This is a genomic window from Pseudonocardia sp. ICBG1293, from assembly GCF_020131355.1.
In the GTDB taxonomy this organism is placed as follows: domain Bacteria; phylum Actinomycetota; class Actinomycetes; order Mycobacteriales; family Pseudonocardiaceae; genus Pseudonocardia.
In genome coordinates, this window is sequence record NZ_JAHLEL010000009.1 from 164,835 (window position 1) to 182,551 (window position 17,717).

The following is a 17,717-nucleotide window of genomic DNA, read 5'->3' on the forward strand; positions in this document are numbered from 1 at the left end:
CTCAGCTCTCCCGGCGCACGACGAACTCGGCCTCGACCTCGGCCCGGACGGTGATGTCGTCCGGGGCGAGCAGCGCCCCGAGACCGCCGTCGGCCTCGGAGAACCCGCCCGGCGCGGCCATCGCGCGGGCGCTCATCGGCACCGCACGGTGCCCGAGCAGACCGGAGTCGGCGACCGAGCGCGGCGCGACGGGACCGAGGTCGAGGGCGTCGGCGTAGTCCTGGGCCCGTTCGACGGCCTGGCGCAGCGCGTCCTGGCGGGCCGAGCGTTCGACCTCGCGGCGGTGCTCGCGGGCCAGGTCCCAGGTGATCCCCCGGACCTGCGCGCCGGCGAACCGGCCCACCCCGGTCAGCCAGGCACCGAGCCGGGCGACGTCGTCGAACTCCACCGACACCGACACCGAGGCGTGGTGCACCGGGGGCTGCGGCCGGCCCTCGAACGACGGCTGTTCGACCCAGCTGCGGGCCTGGTCGACGACGTGGCGCCGGCCCGGGCCGGCGTCGGGGTCGTGCAGGGCACGCACGTCGGCGACGAGCGCCGCGGTCCCGGCCTCGACCTCCGCCCGCACCGGGCCCGCCTCGGGGCCCTGCGCCTCCACCACGACCTGCGCGGTACCGCGCTCGGCGGGGACCTGCCGCTCGTGCTCGCCCCGCACCCGGATCACCACGTCGCTCATGCCAGCTTCTCCCACAGGAATCCGTAGGCCAGGGCGGCCATGTGGGCGGCCTGCGCGTTGTCCGCGGCGCCGCCGTGCCCGCCCTCGATGTTCTCGTAGTAGGTGACGTCGTGGCCGGCGGCCTCCAGCGCGGCGGTGAACTTGCGGGCGTGGCCGGGGTGCACCCGGTCGTCGCGGGTGGAGGTCAGCAGGATCGTCGGTGGGTAGTCGGCGTCCGGGTCGATCAGGTGGTACGGCGAGAACGTCCGGATGAACTCCCAGTCGTCGGTGTCCGGGTCGCCGTACTCGGCCATCCAGGAGGCGCCGGCGAGCAGGTGGCTGTAGCGCTTCATGTCCAGCAGCGGCACCTGGATGACGACCGCGCCGAACAGCTCCGGGTTGCGGACCAGCATGTTCCCGGCCATCAGCCCGCCGTTGCTGCCGCCCTGCACCGCGAGGTGCGCGCGCGAGGTGACACCGCGGTCGATCAGGTCCCGGGCGACGGCGGCCATGTCCTCGTAGGCGCGCGGGCGCTTCTCGCGCAGTGCCGCCCGGTGCCAGCGGGGGCCGTACTCGCCGCCGCCGCGCAGGTTCGCGACGGCGTACACGCCGCCGCGCTCCAGCCAGGACCGGCCGATGCCGCCGGAGTAGCCGGGCGTCATCGGGATCTCGAAGCCGCCGTAGCCGTAGAGCAGGGTGGGGGCGGAGCCGTCGAAGGGCAGGTCGGCCCGCCGGACCAGGAAGTACGGGACGCGGGTGCCGTCGTCGCTGGTCACGAAGTGCTGCTCGATGACGTGGCCGGACGCGTCGAAGAAGGCGGGCGCGCGGCGCAGCGGGCGGGGCGCCTCGCCGACCGTGGCGATCGACAGCGTCGAGGGGGTCAGGTAGTCGGTGACGATCAGCCAGACGTCGTCGCTCTCGTCGGCGTCGACCGCGGCCACGGTGACGCTGCCGAACTCCGGCGCCCCGACGAACGGCGCCCGCTCCCAGCCCTGCGCGCCGGGGGTGAGCACGACCAGCCGGTCGACGACGTCCTCCAGCACGTCGAGCACGAGGTGGTGGCGGGTCCAGGCGTACCCGGCCAGCGAGGAGGAGTCGGTGGGCTCGAACAGCACCTCCCAGCCCGGGGTGCCGGCCAGGACGTCGTCGAGGCGGGCGGCGAGCAGCGAGCCCGCGGTGAACGCCCCCCAGTCCTCGCGCAGCTCGACGGTGCACCACTCGCGGTGCACGTCGGTCATCGCGGAGTCCGGGACGTCGATCCTGGTGAGGCTCCCGTCCGGGCCGATCAGGTGGAGCTCGTCGGCGTAGAAGGCCAGCGCCCGGCGCAGGAAGTCCCGCTCGAAACCGGGGGTGTGGTCGCGGAAGGCCGAGACACTGAGGTCGGTCTCCTCCCCGGCGAAGACGAGCTCGGCGGCCTCCAGGGCCTCGCCGCGGCGCAGCCGGCGCACCGTACGCGGGTAGCCCGAGGTCGTCATGGTTCCCGGGCCGAGGTCGGTGGACAGGTAGACGGTGTCGCGGTCGATCCAGCTCATCCCGCCCTTGGCCTCGGGCCGGGAGAACCCGCCCTCGACGAAGCTGCGGGTGGGGATGTCGAACTCGCGGGTGACGTCGGCGTCGGCGCCGCCACGGGACAGGTCGACCAGGGCGCGGTCGAGGTCCGGGCGCAGGAAGCGGGCCCCGTGCCACACCCAGTTCTCGCCCTCGGCGGCGTTGAGCGCGTCGACGTCGAGCAGCACCTCCCACTCGGTGTCGGCGCTGCGGTAGGACTCCGGGGTGGTGCGCCGCCACAGGCCGCGCGGGTGCTCCTCGTCGGTCCAGAAGTTGTAGTAGTGCCCGCCGCGGGCGGTGACGAACGGGATCCTGTCCCGGGAGTCGAGCACCTCGCGGACACCGGCCTCCAGCTCCGCGAACAGCGGGCTGCCGGCCAGCCGCGTCCCGGTGCGGGCGTTGCGCTGCGCCACCCACTCCAGCGCCTCGGTGCCGGTGACGTCCTCGAGCCAGGCGTGCGGGTCGTTCGTCATGCCCCGATCATCGCTCACACGAACGGTGCGACGGCGATCCCGGCCCGGTCGAGCGCGTCGCGGACCCGGCGGGCCGTGCCGACCGCGCCGGGGGAGTCGCCGTGCAGGCAGGCCGACTCCGCCCGGACGTCCACCTCCGTGCCGTCCACCGCGGTCACGACGCCGTCGGTGACCATCCGGACGAGGCGTTGCGCGGCGGTGCCGGCGTCGTCGAGCAGCGCGTCCGGCTCGCCCCGCGGCACGAGGCTACCCTCGGGGGTGTAGCCGCGGTCGACGAAGAATTCGCCGACGGCACGCAGCCCGGCCGCGTCGGCCTCGGCGAGCAGCGCCGACCCGGGCAGGCCGAGCACCGGCAGCGACGGGTCGTAGGCCCGCACCGCGTCGACGACGGCGCGGGCCTGCGCGGTGTGCGTGCGGGTGGCGTTGTAGAGGGCGCCGTGCGGCTTGACGTAGCGGACCCGGGTGCCCGCCACCCGGCACAGCGCCTCCAGCCCGCCGATCTGGTAGAGCACGTCGTCGGTCAGCGCGGCCGGCTCGATGTCGAGGAAGCGGCGCCCGAAGCCGCGCAGGTCCGGGTAGGACACCTGGGCGCCGACGACGACCCCCGCCGCGGCCGCCCCGGTGGTGGCCGCCCGCAGCGTCGAGGGGTCCCCGGCGTGGAACCCGCAGGCGACGTTGGCCGAGGTGACGAGGCCGAGCATCGCCTCGTCGTCGCCGAGGGTCCAGCGCCCCCAGGACTCGCCGAGGTCGGCGTTCAGATCGATCGTGCGCACGGCGTGGTCCTCGAGGTCGGCGGCGGAGGTCCGGTCCAGTGTGACCGGCCCGTGCCCGCCGCCGGTCCGTGCTGCCGCCGCTGCCCGGCCGGGTGGGGAGGTCACCGGAATCGCTTACCCGGTAAGCGGGTTCGGTCGGGGGCCACCCCGGGGGCGGCCGGCGGGCGCCCGCCCGGTCGGCGCCACCGCCCGGTGCACGGGCAGGGAGACCGGCGAACTCGCTTACCGGGTGAGCGAGTTCGCCGGAGGGACTGTCCTGCCCTCCGGCATCGGCCCTCCGGCATCCCGCCCACCCGATCCCGCTCCTCGGCCGGGCCGGCGTCCCGGTCCGCCTGGCCGGCCCGGGGACCCGCATCAGGCGCTCCGCAGGTCCTCCGCCCGCACGAGCACGGCGGCCCGGTGCCCCGCGCGGACCCGCTCCCGCGGTCGTACCCCGGGCGGCAGCGGTACCGTGCGGCCCCGCCCGACGGCGACGACCACGGCGTCCGGGCGCAGGACGGACGCGACCGCACGCAGGAACCCGACCTCGGGATGCCCGGCGTACGCGGCGCACGGGTGGGTCGGGTCCGGGGCGTCGGCGCCCGGGGAGAGGCCCGCCCAGGTCGTCCGGCGCCCGTGCGGCAGATCGGCCAGGACGAGGTCCGGTCCGCCGGCCCCGTCCGGCCCCGAGACCGTGCTCGGCCCCGAGGCCCCGTCCGGTCCCGGGGCGCTGCCCGCTCCCGGGACGGTGTCCGGCCAGGGGACGGCGTCGGGCGGGGCGGCGAGTGCGGTGCGGACGGCGACGGTGTCCCGGGCGTCGGCGACGGCGACCGACCAGGTCGGCGTGCCCGCCGGGACCAGGGTGCGGGCGGCGGCCGCGGCGTCGGCGTAGCCGGGCTTGTCGTACCGCTCGGCGAGCGCGTCGAGCTCCTCGGCGCGGGCCGCGAGGCCGCCCGGGCCGAGCAGCGCCAGGTTGCGCCGCGCCAGGTCGAGCGGATCCGGATCGGCGTCGGTGCCGATCAGTCGGGTGATGCCCGGGACCAGCAGCCCGAGCACGGCCAGGGTCGCCCCCGCTCCGCAGCACGGGTCCCACACGGTGACCGGGCCGTCGCCGGGCAGGTGCTCACGGGCGCGCCCGGCGAGCTCGACGGTCAGCCGGACCGGCAGGGTCGGACGGCCCGGTGCCGAGGCCAGCACCGCGTCGAGGGCCGCATGGTTCGCGGCGGGGGCGTGGCGGTACTGCACCGGACCAGTCCAGCAGCCGGGGCCGGGCCGCGGGCCGGCGGGGCGGACGACGGACGGTCAGCGGGTGCGGCGGTGCAGCCAGAACGCCACCCCGCCGACCAGCAGCGCCACCACCACCACCAGCGCGAGGACGACCTGCGACCCCGCGGTCCCGGCCAGGTAGCTCAGCGGGAGCCCGGCCAGCGCGATGATCAGCACCCAGGCGACCACCCGGCGGGTCGCGGGGCCCTCCGGGCCGGGTGTGTTCCGATCGTGCTCCATGTCCGGAACGTACCGGTCCGGGTGGCGCCCCGCCGCGACCGGCGTGCTCAGCCGGTGTTCTTCATCCCCGCCGCGATCCCGTTGATCGTCAGCAACAGGGCCCGCTCCAGGTCCGGGTCCGGCTCCTCGCCGGCGGCCCGGCGCTGCGCGAGCAGCTCGACCTGCAGGTGGTGCAGCGGCTCCAGGTAGGCGTCGCGCACCGACAGCGTCCCGCGCAGCACCGGGTGCCGGGCGAGCAGCCGCTCCTCCCCGGTCACCGCGAGCAGCTCACGGCGGGTCAGCTCGTGCTCGGTCCGGACCTGGGCGAACAGGCCCTGCTGCTCGGGGTCGACGAGCGTCGCGACGTAGTTCGACGCGATCCGCAGGTCGGTCTTGGCCAGCGTCATCTCGACGTTGCCCAGCAGGTTGCGGAAGAACGCCCACTCCCGCATCTCGGCGAGCTCCTCGCCGTAACCGGCCTCCCGGGCGGCGCGCAGGCCCGAGCCCAGGCCGTACCAGCCGGGCACGACCATGCGGGTCTGCGTCCAGCCGAACACCCACGGGATCGCGCGCAGGTCGTCCAGCGTCGGCTCGCCCTGCCCGGGCCGCTTCGACGGCCGCGACCCCACGTTGAGCCTGCCCAGCTCCTCGACCGGCGTCGCCGCGGTGAAGAACAGCGGCAGTCCCGGGTCCTCGACGAGCGTCCGGTAGGTCGCGGTGGCCGCCTCGGACACGCAGTCCATGACCTCGTCCCACCGCTTCAGCGTGTCCGCGGGCCAGCGCGACGCCTGGTGCAGCAACGACGCGTCCAGCATCGAGGCCAGCAGGATCTCCAGGTTGTCGTGGGCCAGGCTGGGCAGCGAGTACTTGTCGGAGATGACCTCGCCCTGCTCGGTGAGCTTCATGGTCGCGTCGACCGACCCGAACGGCGCCGACGCGATGGCCTCACCCGCCGGTCCGCCACCGCGCCCGACCGACCCGCCGCGGCCGTGGAACAGCCGCAGCCGTACCCCGTGCTCGGCGGCCACGTCGCGCAGCTGGCGCTGGGCCCGGTGGATCTGCCACTGCGACGCGGTGATCCCGGCTCCCTTGTTGGAGTCGGAGTAGCCGAGCATGATCTCCTGCAGGTCGCCGCGGTTGCGGACCTGCTGCCGATAGCCGGGGTCGGCGAGCAGGCCCTCCAGCAGCTCGCCCGCGCGCGACAGCTCCTCCACCGTCTCGAACAGCGGGACCAGGTCGATCGAGGAGCGCGGCTCGTCGCCGATCTCCACCATGTACGCCTCGCGGGCGAGCACCGCCACGGCGAGCAGGTCGTCGACGTCGCGGGCCATCGACACGATGTAGGTGCGCACGACCTCCTCGCCGAACTCGTGCTGCAGCTCGTGCACCGTGTCGAACAGGTCCAGCACCGGCGCGGCCGCCTCGGGCACGCCGTAGTGGCGGCGGAACAGCGGCCGCCGCGACCGCAGCTCGCCCGAGAGCAGCTCCCGGCGCTCCTCGCGGCTGAGCTCGGCGTAGGGGCGGTCCAGCTCGCCGAGGGCGTCGAAGACCGCCCCGAGCGCGTCGTGGTGCTTCTGGGAGTGCTCGCGCACGTCCAGCTCCACCAGGTGCAGCCCGAGCGCGCGGGCCGAGCGGACCGCCCGGGCCAGGGTGCCCGCCGCGATCCGCGCGCCGTGGTGCCCGCGCAGCGACCGGTCGACCACGAGCAGGTCCTCCAGGAACCCGGCGGCCCCGAGATAGTCGACGCCCGGCTCGTGCGCCGCCCCGGTCGCGATCCGCCGCCGGGTGTTCTCCAGCCGGGCCGCGACGTAGGACAGCTTCAGCCGGTAGGGCTCGTGCGCGTTGAGCCGGATGTAGCGGTCGTGCACCGCGGGCAGGGCGCGCCGGTCGCGGGCCAGCGAGCCGCGCAGCTCCTCCGACACCCCCATCACCCGGGTCGACACCGACAGCTCGAAGATCAGCTTCTCGACCAGCTCGGACTGGATCCGGATCGCCCGGTCGGCGTTGAGCTGCAGCACCTCGCGGGTGACCGCCGGGGTGACGTTGGGGTTGCCGTCGCGGTCGCCGCCGACCCAGGAGCCCAGCACCAGCGGACGGGCGTCGTCGGGGATCGTCAGGCCGGCCTCGGCGGCCTCGCGGGCGAACTCGCCGAGCAGGTCGGGGACGGTGCGCTCGCCGAGTCGCGCGGCGAACCAGGCGACGTTGCGGGCCTCGTCGATCACCATCGGCTTGCCGGGACGGATGTCGTCGGTCTGCCACAGCAGGTCGACCAGCGCGGCGAGCTCGTCGTCGGGGGCCTCCCGGTCCAGGGCGTCGACGACGCGACGCAGGATCCCCAGCACCGACTGACGGGTGGACTCGGTCGGGTGCGCGGTGAACACCGGGCGCAGCTCGGCGCGGGCCAGCACGTCGGCGACCTCGTCCGGGTCGGCCTCGGTCGCCAGCCGGCGCAGCACCGTGCGCAGCGGCCGGGCGTCGGCCGGGCGCAGCGCCCGCAGCTCCCGCGAGCGGTGCAGCTGCTCGGCGACGTTGGCCAGCTGGAAGTACTGGGAGAACGCGCGGGCCAGCAGCACCGCGGTACCGGTGTCGATGCCGTCGAGCAGCGCCGCGACGACGTCCGGGCCCGCTTCCCCGCGCGCCGAGTCGCGCGCCGCCCGGCGCACCTTCTCCACCAGCTCCAGCACCTCGGGTCCGGACTCGTCGGACAGCGTGCGCCCGAGCATCGTCGACAGCCGCCGGATGTCGGCCCGCAGAGCCTTCTGCTCGGTCTCGCTGACCACACCCGAGTGCGCGGTCAGCGAGTCGGGGGCGAGTGCGGTGGTCTCCGAGGGGGTCACGCAGGCTCTCCGGTTCTCCGCGTGGCGACGCGGGTCGGGACGGGCCGCTCGCATCGTCGGGAACGGGGGTGGGGCCCCGGCATCGTCCCCCGCCGTCGCGGGGCGGGGCCATCGCTGGCGTCGCCCGTAACCCCGGGGAAACCGACCCGAACGAAGTCGGACACATCCGCACGACATCGCACACGGCGGGACGCCAGAATGACCCCATGACCCGCTGGCTGCGTCCCACCCCCGGCGTCTCCCGCCCCCGGATCGAGTACGGGGCCGACTACAACCCCGAGCAGTGGCCGCACGCGGTCCGGGTGCGCGACGTCGCGCTCATGCGCGAGGCCGGCGTGACCGTCGCGACGGTCGGGGTCTTCTCCTGGGCGCTGCTGCAGCCCGCGCCGGACCGCTGGGACCTCGACTGGCTCGGCGACGTGCTGGACCTGCTGCACGAGGGCGGCATCGCCGTCGACCTGGCCACGGGCACCGCGTCACCGCCGCTGTGGATGCACCGCCTGCACCCGGAGATCCTCGCCGTCGACGCGGACGGGCGGATCCTGGCCCCCGGCGGCCGCCAGCACCACCGGCCCACCTCGCCGGTGTTCCGTCGGTACGCCCTCGACCTGGTCGCGCGCCTGGCCCGCCGGTTCGGCGACCACCCCGCGCTCGCCGCCTGGCACGTGTCCAACGAGCTGGGGTGCCACGACGTCCACGACCACTCCGAGGACGCCGCCGTCGCGTTCCGGGCCTGGCTGCGCGCCCGCCACGGCGACCTCGACGCGCTGAACCGGGCCTGGGGAACCGCGTTCTGGTCCCAGCACTACGGCGACTGGGAGGAGATCGGCACCCCGCGCCGCACCGGTCCCGGCACCCATCCCAACCCGTCCCAGCAGCTCGACTTCGCCCGCTTCTGCTCCGACGCGCTGCTCGACCACCTGCGCGCCGAACGCGACCTGCTGCGTGCGCTCACCCCGGACGTCCCGGTGACCACGAACTTCATGGTGATGGGCGAGACCAGCGGGATGGACTACGCGACGTGGGCGGGCGAGGTCGACGTCGTCGCCAACGACCACTACGTCGTCCCGGGCCCCGACGCGCGCGACGAGCTGTCGTTCTCGGCGAACCTCACCGGCAACCTGGCGGGCGGGCACCCGTGGTGGCTGATGGAGCACTCGACCTCGGCGGTGAACTGGCAGCCGGTCAACCGGGCGAAGCGCCCCGGTGAGCTCGCCCGCGACGCGCTCACCCACCTCGCGCACGGTGCCGACGCGCTCTGCTTCTTCCAGTGGCGCCAGTCCGCGGCGGGCACCGAGAAGTTCCACTCGGCGATGGTCCCGCACGCCGGCCCGGACTCGGCGGTGTTCCGCGACGTCACCGCGCTCGGCGCGACCCTGCGCGACCTGGCCCCGGTGGCCGGGTCGCGGCGGGTCCCGGCGCGTGCGGCGGTGCTGTGGGACTGGCCGTCGTGGTGGGCCGCCGAGCAGCCCTCCACCCCCACCACCGAGCTGCGCTACAAGGCCGAGGCGCTGGGCTGGTACCGGACGTTCCTCGACGCCGGGGTGCGCGCCGACGTCGTGCCCGCCGACCGCGACCTGTCCGGTTACGAGCTGGTCGTCGCGCCGGTGCTGCACGTCGTCGGGCCGGCCCGCGCGGCCGCGCTCACCGCGTTCGTCGGGGCCGGCGGGCACCTGGTGACCACCTACTTCTCCGGCACCGTCGACGACGACGCGCACGCCCTGCTCGGCGGCTACCCGGGTGCGCTGCGCGAGCTCCTGGGGATCCGGGTCGAGGAGTTCGCGCCGCTCGACCCGGGCGCCACCGTCGAGCTCGACGACGGCTCGACCGGTGACCTCTGGAGCGAGGCCGTGCAGGTGGTGGACCCGGCGGTGCAGGTGCTGGCCCGCTGGACCGGCGGTGGCACCGACCCGGCCGCGGGTGACCTGGCCGGGCTGCCCGCGGTGACCCGTCGTCCGGTCGGGGGCGGGTCGGCGACCTACGTCCCGACCCGGCTCGCCGACCGCGCCCCCTTGCTGCGACGCCTGCTGGCCGCCGCCGGGATCGGGTCCGAGTTGCCCGGCGAGCTGCGGGGACGGGTGGAGCTCGTCCGCAGGGAGGGGTTCCGGTTCCTGGTCAACCGCGGCGACACCGCCGTCGACCTGGGGCCGCTGGGCGTGTCGGAGGTGCTCGCCGGCCGGGCCGGGACCCTCCCTCCGCGCGGGGTTACCGTCCTCCGGGACTGAATCGCACGTTCCTGCCCCGGGGAGGGCGGGAACGTGCAGCCCGGCGGCAGCAGGAGCGGGGCGCGGACAGCCGGACGCCCCGCCGCGCGGCAGGCGCGGCGGGGCGTCCGGGGCGTTCCGGGTGACGCGGGGTCAGCTCGCGTCGAGATCCTGCGCGAGCAGTTCGGCCAGGGCCGCGACGGCGGCCTCGCCCTGCGCGTCGTCGGAGGCGGTCAGCACGACCTCCTCGCCGGAGCGCACACCCAGCCCCATCACCGACAGGATCGAGGCGGCGTCGACCGGGCCGCGCTCACCGTCGGCGGTCCCGATCCGCACCTTCACCCCCTGCTCCTTGGCGGCGGTGACGAACAGGTTGGCGGGGCGGGCGTGCAGCCCGACCGACGATCCGACCTTCACACGGCGCTCGGCCATGACGGTGCTCCTCTTCCGGGGTGGGGGTCAGCCGGCGACCGGCGCTGCGGCCGGGGCGGTGGTGGTGGCGGGGGTCGCGGCGGGCGTGCGCCGCGCCGACTTCAGTCCGACGACCAGGACCGCGGAGACCACGGTGCCGGCGATGATCGCGAGCAGGTAGGCGAACGGGTTGCCGATCAGCGGGACCACGAAGATGCCGCCGTGCGGGGCCCGCAGGGTCGCGCCGAAGGCCATCGACAGCGAGCCGGCGACCGCGGAGCCGGCCATCAGCGACGGGATGACCCGCAGCGGGTCGCCCGCGGCGAACGGGATCGCACCCTCGGTGATGAAGGAGGCACCCAGCAACCAGGCGGCCCGGCCGTTCTCCTGCTCGGCCTTCGTGAACAGGTTCTTGCGGACGGCGGTGGCCAGTGCCAACGCCAGCGGCGGCGTCATGCCGGCGGCCATCACTGCGGCCATGATCATCAGCGCGGTCTCCGAACCGGTGGACAGCCCGGCGACGGCGAAGGCGTAGGCGGCCTTGTTGACCGGGCCGCCCATGTCGAAGGCCATCATCAGGCCGAGCAGTGCGCCGAGCAGGATCGCGTTGGTGCCGGACAGACCGTTGAGCCAGTTGGTCAGGCCGGTCGTGGCCGCCGCGAGCGGCGTGCCGACGACCAGGAACATGATCGCGCCGACGACCGCGGTGCCGATCAGCGGCAGCACCAGCACCGGCATGATCCCGGCGAGTGCCTTCGGCGGCTGCCACAGCTTCAGGGCCATGATCACCGCGCCGGCGAGCAGACCGGCGACGAGGCCGCCGAGGAACCCGGCGTGGGTCTGGACGGCGATCATGCCGCCGACGAAGCCGGGCACCAGGGCCGGGCGGTCGGCCATCGCGTAGGCGATGAAGCCGGCCAGGACCGGGACCAGGAAGCCGAACGCGAGCCCGCCGACCTGGAAGAACAGCGCCGCCCAGGACTGCAGCGCGCCCGGGTCGAACGCGACCGAGGCGACGCCGTCGTCACCGAAGGAGACGACGTCGGGCGCCTCGGTGATCTGGTAGCCGCCCAGTGCGAAGCCGAGCGCGATCAGCAGTCCGCCCGCGGCGACGAACGGGATGACGTAGGAGACGCCGGTCATCAGCCAGCCGCGCAGGCGCGATCCGAATCCGGAGCCGAAGTTCTTGGTGTCCATCGGCGCGCCGTCGCGCTGGGCCGGGACCGCGGCGGCAGCCGTGCCCTTCGGCTGCGCGGTGGCCTTCGCGATGGCCTGCTCGATCAGGCCCGGCGCGCCGCCGATGGCTTTCTTGACCGGGGAGGTGACGGTCGGCAGGTGCGGGAAGCGCTCCCTGTCCCGCACCTCGACGTCGGCGGCGAGGATGATCGCCTCGGCCTCGTCGAGCTGGGCCGGGGTGAACGGCGTGGAGCCGGCCGAGCCCTGGGTCTCGACGACGATCTCGTGGCCCGCCTCCTCGGCGGCGACCTCGAGGGCCTCGGCGGCCATGTAGGTGTGCGCGATGCCCGTGGGGCACGCGGTGACGGCGAGGAGCTTCACGCTCCCACCTCCTGCTGGATGAAGGTCGCGACGGCGGCCGGGTCGGTGGCGTTGCGGAGCTCGTTCTTGAACGAGGCACGGACCAGGCGACGGGCCAGCGCGGCGAGCACCGTCATGTGGTCGGTGTCGCCGCCCTCGGGGGCGGCGATCGGGAAGATGAGGTCGGCGGGGCCGTCCTCGGCGCCGAAGTCGACACCCGAGGACGAGCGGCCGAAGGCCAGCGTCGGCTCGGTGACGGCCGCGGACCGGCAGTGCGGGATGCCGATGCCGCCCTCCAGGCCGGTCGGCATCTGGGCCTCGCGGGCCTCGATGTCGGCGAGGAACCGGTCCAGGTCGGTGACCCGGCCGGCCTTCACCAGGCGCTCGGCGAGGGCGGTGACGGCGGTCCTCCGGTCGGCCGACGGCACGTCGAGGTCGACCAGATCAGCGGTGATCAAGGCAGTCATGCGGCATCTCCGGTGAGGGCGAGGGTGACGTCCGGCGTGGGTGCCAGTTCGACGTCGTCGGTTCGGATGTCGGCCGGACCCGGCGTGGCGGAGCCGGGCAGACGGCAGGCGGCGGCGCCGTAGGCCACGGCGTGGCGCAGGGCGTCGGGTCCCTCCCCGCCCGCGGCCAGGAACCCGGCCAGGGTGGAGTCGCCGGCGCCCACCGTGCTGAGCACGGTGATCGGAGGGGTCCGGGCGTGGTGCTCGCCGGACCGGTCGACCAGCAGGGCGCCACCGGCGCCCAGGCTGACCAGGACCGCGCCGATCCCGCGGGCACGCAGCTCGCGGGCGGCCAGCAGCACGTCGCCGAGGCTGCCCAGGGGGCGCCCGACGAGCTCGGCCAGCTCGGCGTGGTTGGGCTTCACGAGGTCGGGGGCCGCCGCGACGGCGTGGTGCAGCGGCGCGTCCGAGGTGTCGACGGCGATCCGCAGGCCGGGCCGGCGGCAGCGCCGGACCAGCTCGGCGTAGAAGTCGTCGCCGACGCCCGGGGCAGCGATCCGCAGCCCACCAGCCAGGTCGCGCCGGCGCCGAGCGCACAGGCCCGGTCCATCAGGGCCTCGACCTCGTCGGCGGACAGGCGCGGCCCCGGCTCGTTGATCTTGGTGGTGACGCCGTCCGGCTCGACCAGGGTGATGTTGACCCGGGTGGCCTCGGTGATCGGCACCGCGACGGTCGTGACGTCGGTGGGCTCCAGCAGGGCGGCCAGCCGCTCGCCGGGCGTGGCGCCCGACGGCATCAGCGCCACCGTGCGGTGCCCGGCCGAGGCCAGGGCGCGCGCGACGTTGACGCCCTTGCCGCCGGGGTCGATCCGGACCGACTGCGCCCGGTGGACCTCGCCGCGCACCAGGTGCGGCAGCGCGACGGTCCGGTCCAGGCTCGGGTTCGGGGTGACCGTCACGAACATCCGCGGGGCGGGGACGGAACGGGGGGTCATGCGCGTACCACCTTCGGGCCTGCGGCCTCCACCGCGGCGGCGTCCGCCGGGTCGAGGCCGGTGTCGGTGATCAGCGTGTCGACCTCGGCCAGCGTGCCGAAGCGGACGAACTGGTCGGAGCCGAACTTGCCGGCGTCGGCGAGGACGACGCTGCGCCGGGCGGCGCGCAGCATCGCCCGCTTGGTCGCGCCCTCGCCCGTGTCGGGCGTGGTGAGACCGCGGGCCACGGAGAACCCGTTCGTCCCGATGAAGGCGACGTCGATGGTGAGACCGGCCAGCACCTCGGTGCCCCAGTCGTCGACGGTGGCCAGTGTCGTCCCGCGGACCCGTCCGCCGAGCAGTCGCAGGTCCACGTTCGGGCGCCCGGCCAGCGCGGACGCGATCGGCAGGGAGTTGGTGACGACCGTGACGTCGCGCTCGCGGGGCAGCGCGCTCGCGAGCCGGGAGGTCGTGGTCCCGGCGTCGAGCAGGACGGTCGCGGCGGTGCCCAGCTCGGTCAGGGCGGCCTTGGCGATCCGCTCCTTCTCCGCGCCGGACTGGCTGTCGCGCTGACCGACCCCGGGCTCGAAGTTGAGCAGGTCCGACGGGATGGCCCCGCCGTGCACCCGGCGGACGAGCCCCTGGCGCTCCAGGGCTCCGAGGTCGCGGCGGATCGTCTCGGGGGTGACATCGAGCTCCTCGGCGACGGCGGCCACGTCGACCCGGCCCCGGTCCCGGGTCCGGTCGAGCAGCCACTGCTGACGCTCCGCTGCGTACATCTTTGTTCGCTCCCGCTTCGATGCTTGCTTGTGTCTGAGTATGTGGGTTTTACTGTGTTTGTCAACGGGTCACGTCGGAGTAACCCCCGGGAGCCACTCATGCCGAGCACGACCGCCCTCACCGGAATCCCCGCCAGTCCCGGCCGCGCCGGCGGCCGCGTCGTCCGGGTCGCCGAGCCGCCGGCCGAGCCGGCAGCCGGGCCCGCCCCGGCCGACCCCGTCGCCGAGGCTGCGCGGATCGGCCCGGCCGTCGAGCTGGTGTCGCAGCGGCTGACCGCGCGCGCCGCGACCGTCACCGGCGACGCGCGGGAGGTGCTCGAGGCGACCGCCACGATGGTCGGGGACCCGGCGCTGCTGGAGAGCGCGCAGGCCCTCGTCGCCGGCCAGGGGCGGCCCGCCGCGCGCGCGGTGTGGGAGGCCGCGAACTCCTTCGCCGAGATGCTGTCGTCGATGGGCGGCTACATGGCCGAGCGCGCCCGCGACATCCACGACGTGCGGGACCGGATCGTCGCCGAGCTCCTGGGCCTGCCCGCCCCGGGCGTCGCCGACCTGGACGCTCCGGCGGTCCTCGTCGCGACCGACCTGGCCCCGGCCGACACCGCCGGGCTCAAGCCGGGCGTCGCGCTCGCGCTGGTCACCGAGCAGGGCGGCCCGACCAGCCACACCGCGATCCTGGCCCGCTCCCTCGGGATCCCCGCGGTGGTCGGCTGCGCGGGTGCGACCACCCTGGCCGAGGGCGCCGCCCTCACCGTCGACGGCGCCACCGGTGAGGTCCGTGAGGTCGCCACCCTGGACGAGGCGACCGCCTTCGCCGCGGCCGCCGCGGTCACCGCCGAGTGGGACGGCGTGGGCCGTACCGCGGACGGCCGGGTCGTGCCGGTGCTGGCCAACGTCGGCGACGGTCCGGGTGCGGCGAAGGCCGCGGACGCCCGCGCCGAGGGCGTCGGCCTGTTCCGCACCGAGCTCGCGTTCCTCTCCGCGGCCGAGGAGCCCGCCGAGGCCGCGCAGCGCGAGGTCTACACCGCGGTGCTGTCCGCGTTCGCCGGCAGGCCGGTCACCGCCCGGACCCTCGACGCCGGTGCCGACAAGCCGCTGCCGTTCCTGTCCCTCGACGGGGAGCCCAACCCGGCGCTCGGCGTGCGGGGCCTGCGCATCGCCCGCGTCCCCGGCAACGGCGACGGCGTACTGGACCGTCAGCTCGCCGCGCTCGCCGCCGCGGCGAAGGAGACCGGGGTCGAGCTGAAGGTGATGGCCCCGATGGTCGCCACCGCGGAGGAGGCGCGCTGGTTCGTGCAGCGCTGCCGGGCGCACGGCATCTCCCAGGCCGGCGTGATGATCGAGATCCCGGCGGCGGTGCTCACCGCGGACGAGATCATGGCCGAGGTCGACTTCGTCTCGGTCGGCACCAACGACCTGGCCCAGTACCTGTTCGCCGCGGACCGCCAGTCCGGGCCGGTGGCCGCGCTCAACGACCCGTGGCAGCCCGCGCTGCTGCGGCTGATCGGGATCCTCGGCGAGGCGTCGGCGCGCACCGGCACCCCGGTCGGGGTGTGCGGCGAGGCCGCGGCCGACCCGGGGCTGGCCGCGGTGCTGGTGGGCCTGGGGGTCGCGAGCCTGTCGATGGGGTCGGGGGCGCTCGCCGCGGTCGGGGCGACCCTGGCCGGGCTGACCGTCGAGCAGTGCCGGGAGCGGGCGCGGGCGGCCTGCGCCGCGGCCGACCCGATCGCGGCCCGCCGGGCCGTCGCCGCCCTCGACGGCTGATCGCCGTTCGTCGCGTCCGCCCTCCCGCTCGGCTGTGCGACGGGCGGACCGGTGGTCGTCACACCGCTGGTCGCAGTGACCTGCGGTCCCACCGGACGTACCCGGCCACCGGTTGCCCCCCGGCGACCCGCGGTTGTTGGGTCGACACACGGCGTGATCCCGTGTCGCGAACCGCGCGCCGTCCGACGACCGGAGGTCACCCATGTCCGAGGGACCGCTCGCCCACGCCGTCCGGGTGGCCTCGGAGCAGGCCTACGTCGACGGGCTCTCCGAAGGGCGGCGCGAGGCCTGGGAACGCGCCTCCGGTGCCCGTCCGGAGCCGGCGTCGAAGCGGCTGCTCGTGCACCTGTCCCACTCCCTCGAGCGCGCGGTGATGTCCGGCCCGCGGGAGGACCCCACGGTCGTGGTCGCGCTGTTCCAGCAGCTGCGCTTCTTCGACCGCGAGCGCGAGGTCTACGCACGGATGGCCCGGGCCGGGATGCACGTCGTCGTCGCGTTCGCCGACGGCGGCGTGCACGACGTACCGGACGGCGTCCACCTCGTGGTGCTGGATCCCGACGAGCCGCTGGCGGGGGAGTGGAGCGTCGTCGCGCTCGGGCCCGGTGCCGGGGCGTTCCTGGTCGCGACCGACCAGTACACCCGTGACCCGCGGGAGCAGGGTGAGGCCGGACGGGTGTTCCTCGGCCGCTGGGGCTACGCGCGGGCCCAGGCCGGCACCGAGCTCGCGCGGCTGCGGTTCGCGCTGGGCGACCGGCTGCCCGCCTCGGTGCGGCGCACGGTCGACGAGCTGCTCGGGTCCTCGATGCCGACCGGCGGCGACCCGGCCGCCTCGGCGGGCACCACCGGCGAGGCCTGGGCGACGACGTCGCTGAACCACATGATCGACCGGCTGCTGTCGGCCCGGGCCGGGACCCGCGAACTGCGCTCCCAGCTGGCCGACGCCCAGCGCGCCGCGGCCGCCCGCGCCGCCGCCGTGGTCGACCCGGCGAGCGGCCTGCCCACCGCCGAGGCCCTGGACCGCTTCGCCGGTCCGGCCGGGCCGGAGGCGCTGCCCCTCGGCCTCGCACTGTTCGACCTCCCCGGCCTCGACGGCTCCGTCGTGCACGACGACGACCGCGCCGCCTGGTTCGCCGCCCACCAGGTCGCGGCGGCGATGACCCAGCCACTGGGCCCGGTGGACGCGGCGCTGCGGCTGTCCGAGCGGGAGTTCGCGCTGGTGGTGCCGGGCGCCTCGGACCGGCACCTGGCCGGGCTCTGCGACCGGGTCGGGGAGCGCCTGGCGCTGGCCTCACAGGGCTGGCCGGGCATCGCGCTGGCCGGGCGGGTCGCGTTCGCGGTCACGACGACCCGGCCGCTGCCGCTGGCCGACCTGCGCGCGGCCCTGGCCCACCTGCCCGAGGAGCCGGGAGACACGGACCCGGTCGACGCCGGGCGGAACCCGGCGGGGGACCGGATCGTCGTCGCCGCGACCGGGCGGGACGGTGCACCGCCGCGGCCGTCCCCGGAACCGTCGGCCGCGGCCCGGCACCGCGGTCCCGACGACGTCGCACCGCGCCCCCGCCCGGCCGGGAACGGCGGCGGGATCGACGACCCGGTCGCGCCCCCGCCCGACGCGCACGCCCCGCCGCCGCGGCCGGCACCGGCCCCGCCGCCGTCGCGGCCCCGGCCCTACCTCGACGTGTCCTCGACCGGCCCGCAGCCGGTCACCGGCGAGGCGGCCGTCGACCCGCGCGTCGCGGCGCAGGAGGCGCTGCGACGCCTGGTCCAGGGCGACCGGGGTGCCGGCTACGACGTGTTCGCCGACCGGCACCGCGACAACGGCGGTCACCCCGGCTGACCGGCGCGTTCGCCCTGGGC

The 17,717-nt window shown here is 75.7% G+C and carries 13 protein-coding genes and 1 pseudogene; 3 read left to right on the top strand and 11 right to left on the bottom strand.

Annotated elements, in window-relative coordinates:
- Position 1 precedes the first annotated feature (1 nt).
- The 6 genes from KPF47_RS07305 to ppc all read right to left on the bottom strand — a co-directional run bounded on the left by KPF47_RS07305 (position 2) and on the right by ppc (position 7,750).
- Complete coding sequence (locus tag KPF47_RS07305; RefSeq protein WP_224387759.1) at positions 2-676, bottom strand: SIMPL domain-containing protein; 675 nt, start codon at positions 674-676, stop codon at positions 2-4.
- Positions 673-2,676: a prolyl oligopeptidase family protein gene (locus KPF47_RS07310; protein ID WP_224387760.1), complete on the bottom strand. Its 2,004-nt coding sequence runs from the start codon at positions 2,674-2,676 to the stop codon at positions 673-675. The genes KPF47_RS07305 and KPF47_RS07310 overlap by 4 nt, the downstream gene beginning before the upstream one ends.
- Before the next feature lie 14 nt (positions 2,677-2,690).
- On the bottom strand, positions 2,691-3,449 hold the full coding sequence (locus KPF47_RS07315; protein WP_224387851.1) for a LamB/YcsF family protein: 759 nt from the start codon (positions 3,447-3,449) through the stop codon (positions 2,691-2,693).
- A 354-nt stretch (positions 3,450-3,803) separates the two neighbouring features.
- Positions 3,804-4,673 carry a hypothetical protein gene (locus KPF47_RS07320; RefSeq protein WP_224387761.1) on the bottom strand — a complete coding sequence of 290 codons (870 nt, stop codon included), beginning with the start codon at positions 4,671-4,673 and terminating at the stop codon, positions 3,804-3,806.
- A 57-nt stretch (positions 4,674-4,730) separates the two neighbouring features.
- Positions 4,731-4,934, bottom strand: a complete 204-nt coding sequence (locus KPF47_RS07325; RefSeq protein ID WP_224387762.1) for a hypothetical protein — start codon at positions 4,932-4,934, stop codon at positions 4,731-4,733.
- Between the two features lie 47 nt (positions 4,935-4,981).
- A complete protein-coding gene (gene ppc, locus KPF47_RS07330; RefSeq protein WP_224387763.1) occupies positions 4,982-7,750 on the bottom strand; it encodes a phosphoenolpyruvate carboxylase in 2,769 nt (922 codons plus the stop codon).
- 206 nt (positions 7,751-7,956) lie between these two features.
- Between ppc and KPF47_RS07335 the strand changes: the two genes are divergently transcribed.
- On the top strand, positions 7,957-9,975 hold the full coding sequence (locus KPF47_RS07335; RefSeq protein WP_224387764.1) for a beta-galactosidase: 2,019 nt from the start codon (positions 7,957-7,959) through the stop codon (positions 9,973-9,975).
- A gap of 132 nt (positions 9,976-10,107) precedes the next feature.
- Here the strand turns inward: KPF47_RS07335 and KPF47_RS07340 are convergent, their stop codons facing one another.
- The 5 genes and pseudogenes from KPF47_RS07340 to KPF47_RS07360 all read right to left on the bottom strand — a co-directional run bounded on the left by KPF47_RS07340 (position 10,108) and on the right by KPF47_RS07360 (position 14,099).
- Positions 10,108-10,386 carry an HPr family phosphocarrier protein gene (locus KPF47_RS07340; protein ID WP_224387765.1) on the bottom strand — a complete coding sequence of 93 codons (279 nt, stop codon included), beginning with the start codon at positions 10,384-10,386 and terminating at the stop codon, positions 10,108-10,110.
- Between the two features lie 27 nt (positions 10,387-10,413).
- The gene (locus KPF47_RS07345; RefSeq protein ID WP_224387766.1) at positions 10,414-11,922 is read right to left on the bottom strand and encodes a PTS fructose transporter subunit IIC; all 1,509 of its coding nucleotides are present in this window, start codon (positions 11,920-11,922) and stop codon (positions 10,414-10,416) included.
- Positions 11,919-12,368, bottom strand: coding sequence for a PTS sugar transporter subunit IIA (locus KPF47_RS07350; protein WP_224387767.1), 450 nt, complete (start codon positions 12,366-12,368; stop codon positions 11,919-11,921). The genes KPF47_RS07345 and KPF47_RS07350 overlap by 4 nt, the downstream gene beginning before the upstream one ends.
- Positions 12,365-13,311 (bottom strand): annotated as a pseudogene (pfkB, locus tag KPF47_RS07355) (1-phosphofructokinase). The gene KPF47_RS07350 and the pseudogene pfkB overlap by 4 nt, the downstream one beginning before the upstream one ends.
- A gap of 26 nt (positions 13,312-13,337) precedes the next feature.
- Positions 13,338-14,099: a DeoR/GlpR family DNA-binding transcription regulator gene (locus tag KPF47_RS07360; protein ID WP_224387768.1), complete on the bottom strand. Its 762-nt coding sequence runs from the start codon at positions 14,097-14,099 to the stop codon at positions 13,338-13,340.
- Positions 14,100-14,198: 99 nt separating this feature from the next.
- On the opposite strand from KPF47_RS07360, the gene KPF47_RS07365 reads away from it, so the two are divergent.
- On the top strand, positions 14,199-15,860 hold the full coding sequence (locus KPF47_RS07365; protein ID WP_224387769.1) for a putative PEP-binding protein: 1,662 nt from the start codon (positions 14,199-14,201) through the stop codon (positions 15,858-15,860).
- Positions 15,861-16,062: 202 nt separating this feature from the next.
- Entirely contained in the window at positions 16,063-17,697 is a 1,635-nt protein-coding gene (locus KPF47_RS07370) for a DICT sensory domain-containing protein (protein ID WP_224387770.1), read from the top strand.
- Positions 17,698-17,717: the final 20 nt, after the last annotated feature.

Coding starts and splice junctions, on each gene's coding strand:
- KPF47_RS07305 (WP_224387759.1), bottom strand. CDS start 676: ATGAGCGACGTGGTGATCCGGGTGCGGGGCGAGCACGAGCGGCAGGTC.
- KPF47_RS07335 (WP_224387764.1), top strand. CDS start 7,957: ATGACCCGCTGGCTGCGTCCCACCCCCGGCGTCTCCCGCCCCCGGATC.
- KPF47_RS07365 (WP_224387769.1), top strand. CDS start 14,199: ATGCCGAGCACGACCGCCCTCACCGGAATCCCCGCCAGTCCCGGCCGC.
- KPF47_RS07360 (WP_224387768.1), bottom strand. CDS start 14,099: ATGTACGCAGCGGAGCGTCAGCAGTGGCTGCTCGACCGGACCCGGGAC.
- KPF47_RS07325 (WP_224387762.1), bottom strand. CDS start 4,934: ATGGAGCACGATCGGAACACACCCGGCCCGGAGGGCCCCGCGACCCGC.
- KPF47_RS07310 (WP_224387760.1), bottom strand. CDS start 2,676: ATGACGAACGACCCGCACGCCTGGCTCGAGGACGTCACCGGCACCGAG.
- KPF47_RS07340 (WP_224387765.1), bottom strand. CDS start 10,386: ATGGCCGAGCGCCGTGTGAAGGTCGGATCGTCGGTCGGGCTGCACGCC.
- KPF47_RS07370 (WP_224387770.1), top strand. CDS start 16,063: ATGTCCGAGGGACCGCTCGCCCACGCCGTCCGGGTGGCCTCGGAGCAG.
- KPF47_RS07350 (WP_224387767.1), bottom strand. CDS start 12,368: ATGACTGCCTTGATCACCGCTGATCTGGTCGACCTCGACGTGCCGTCG.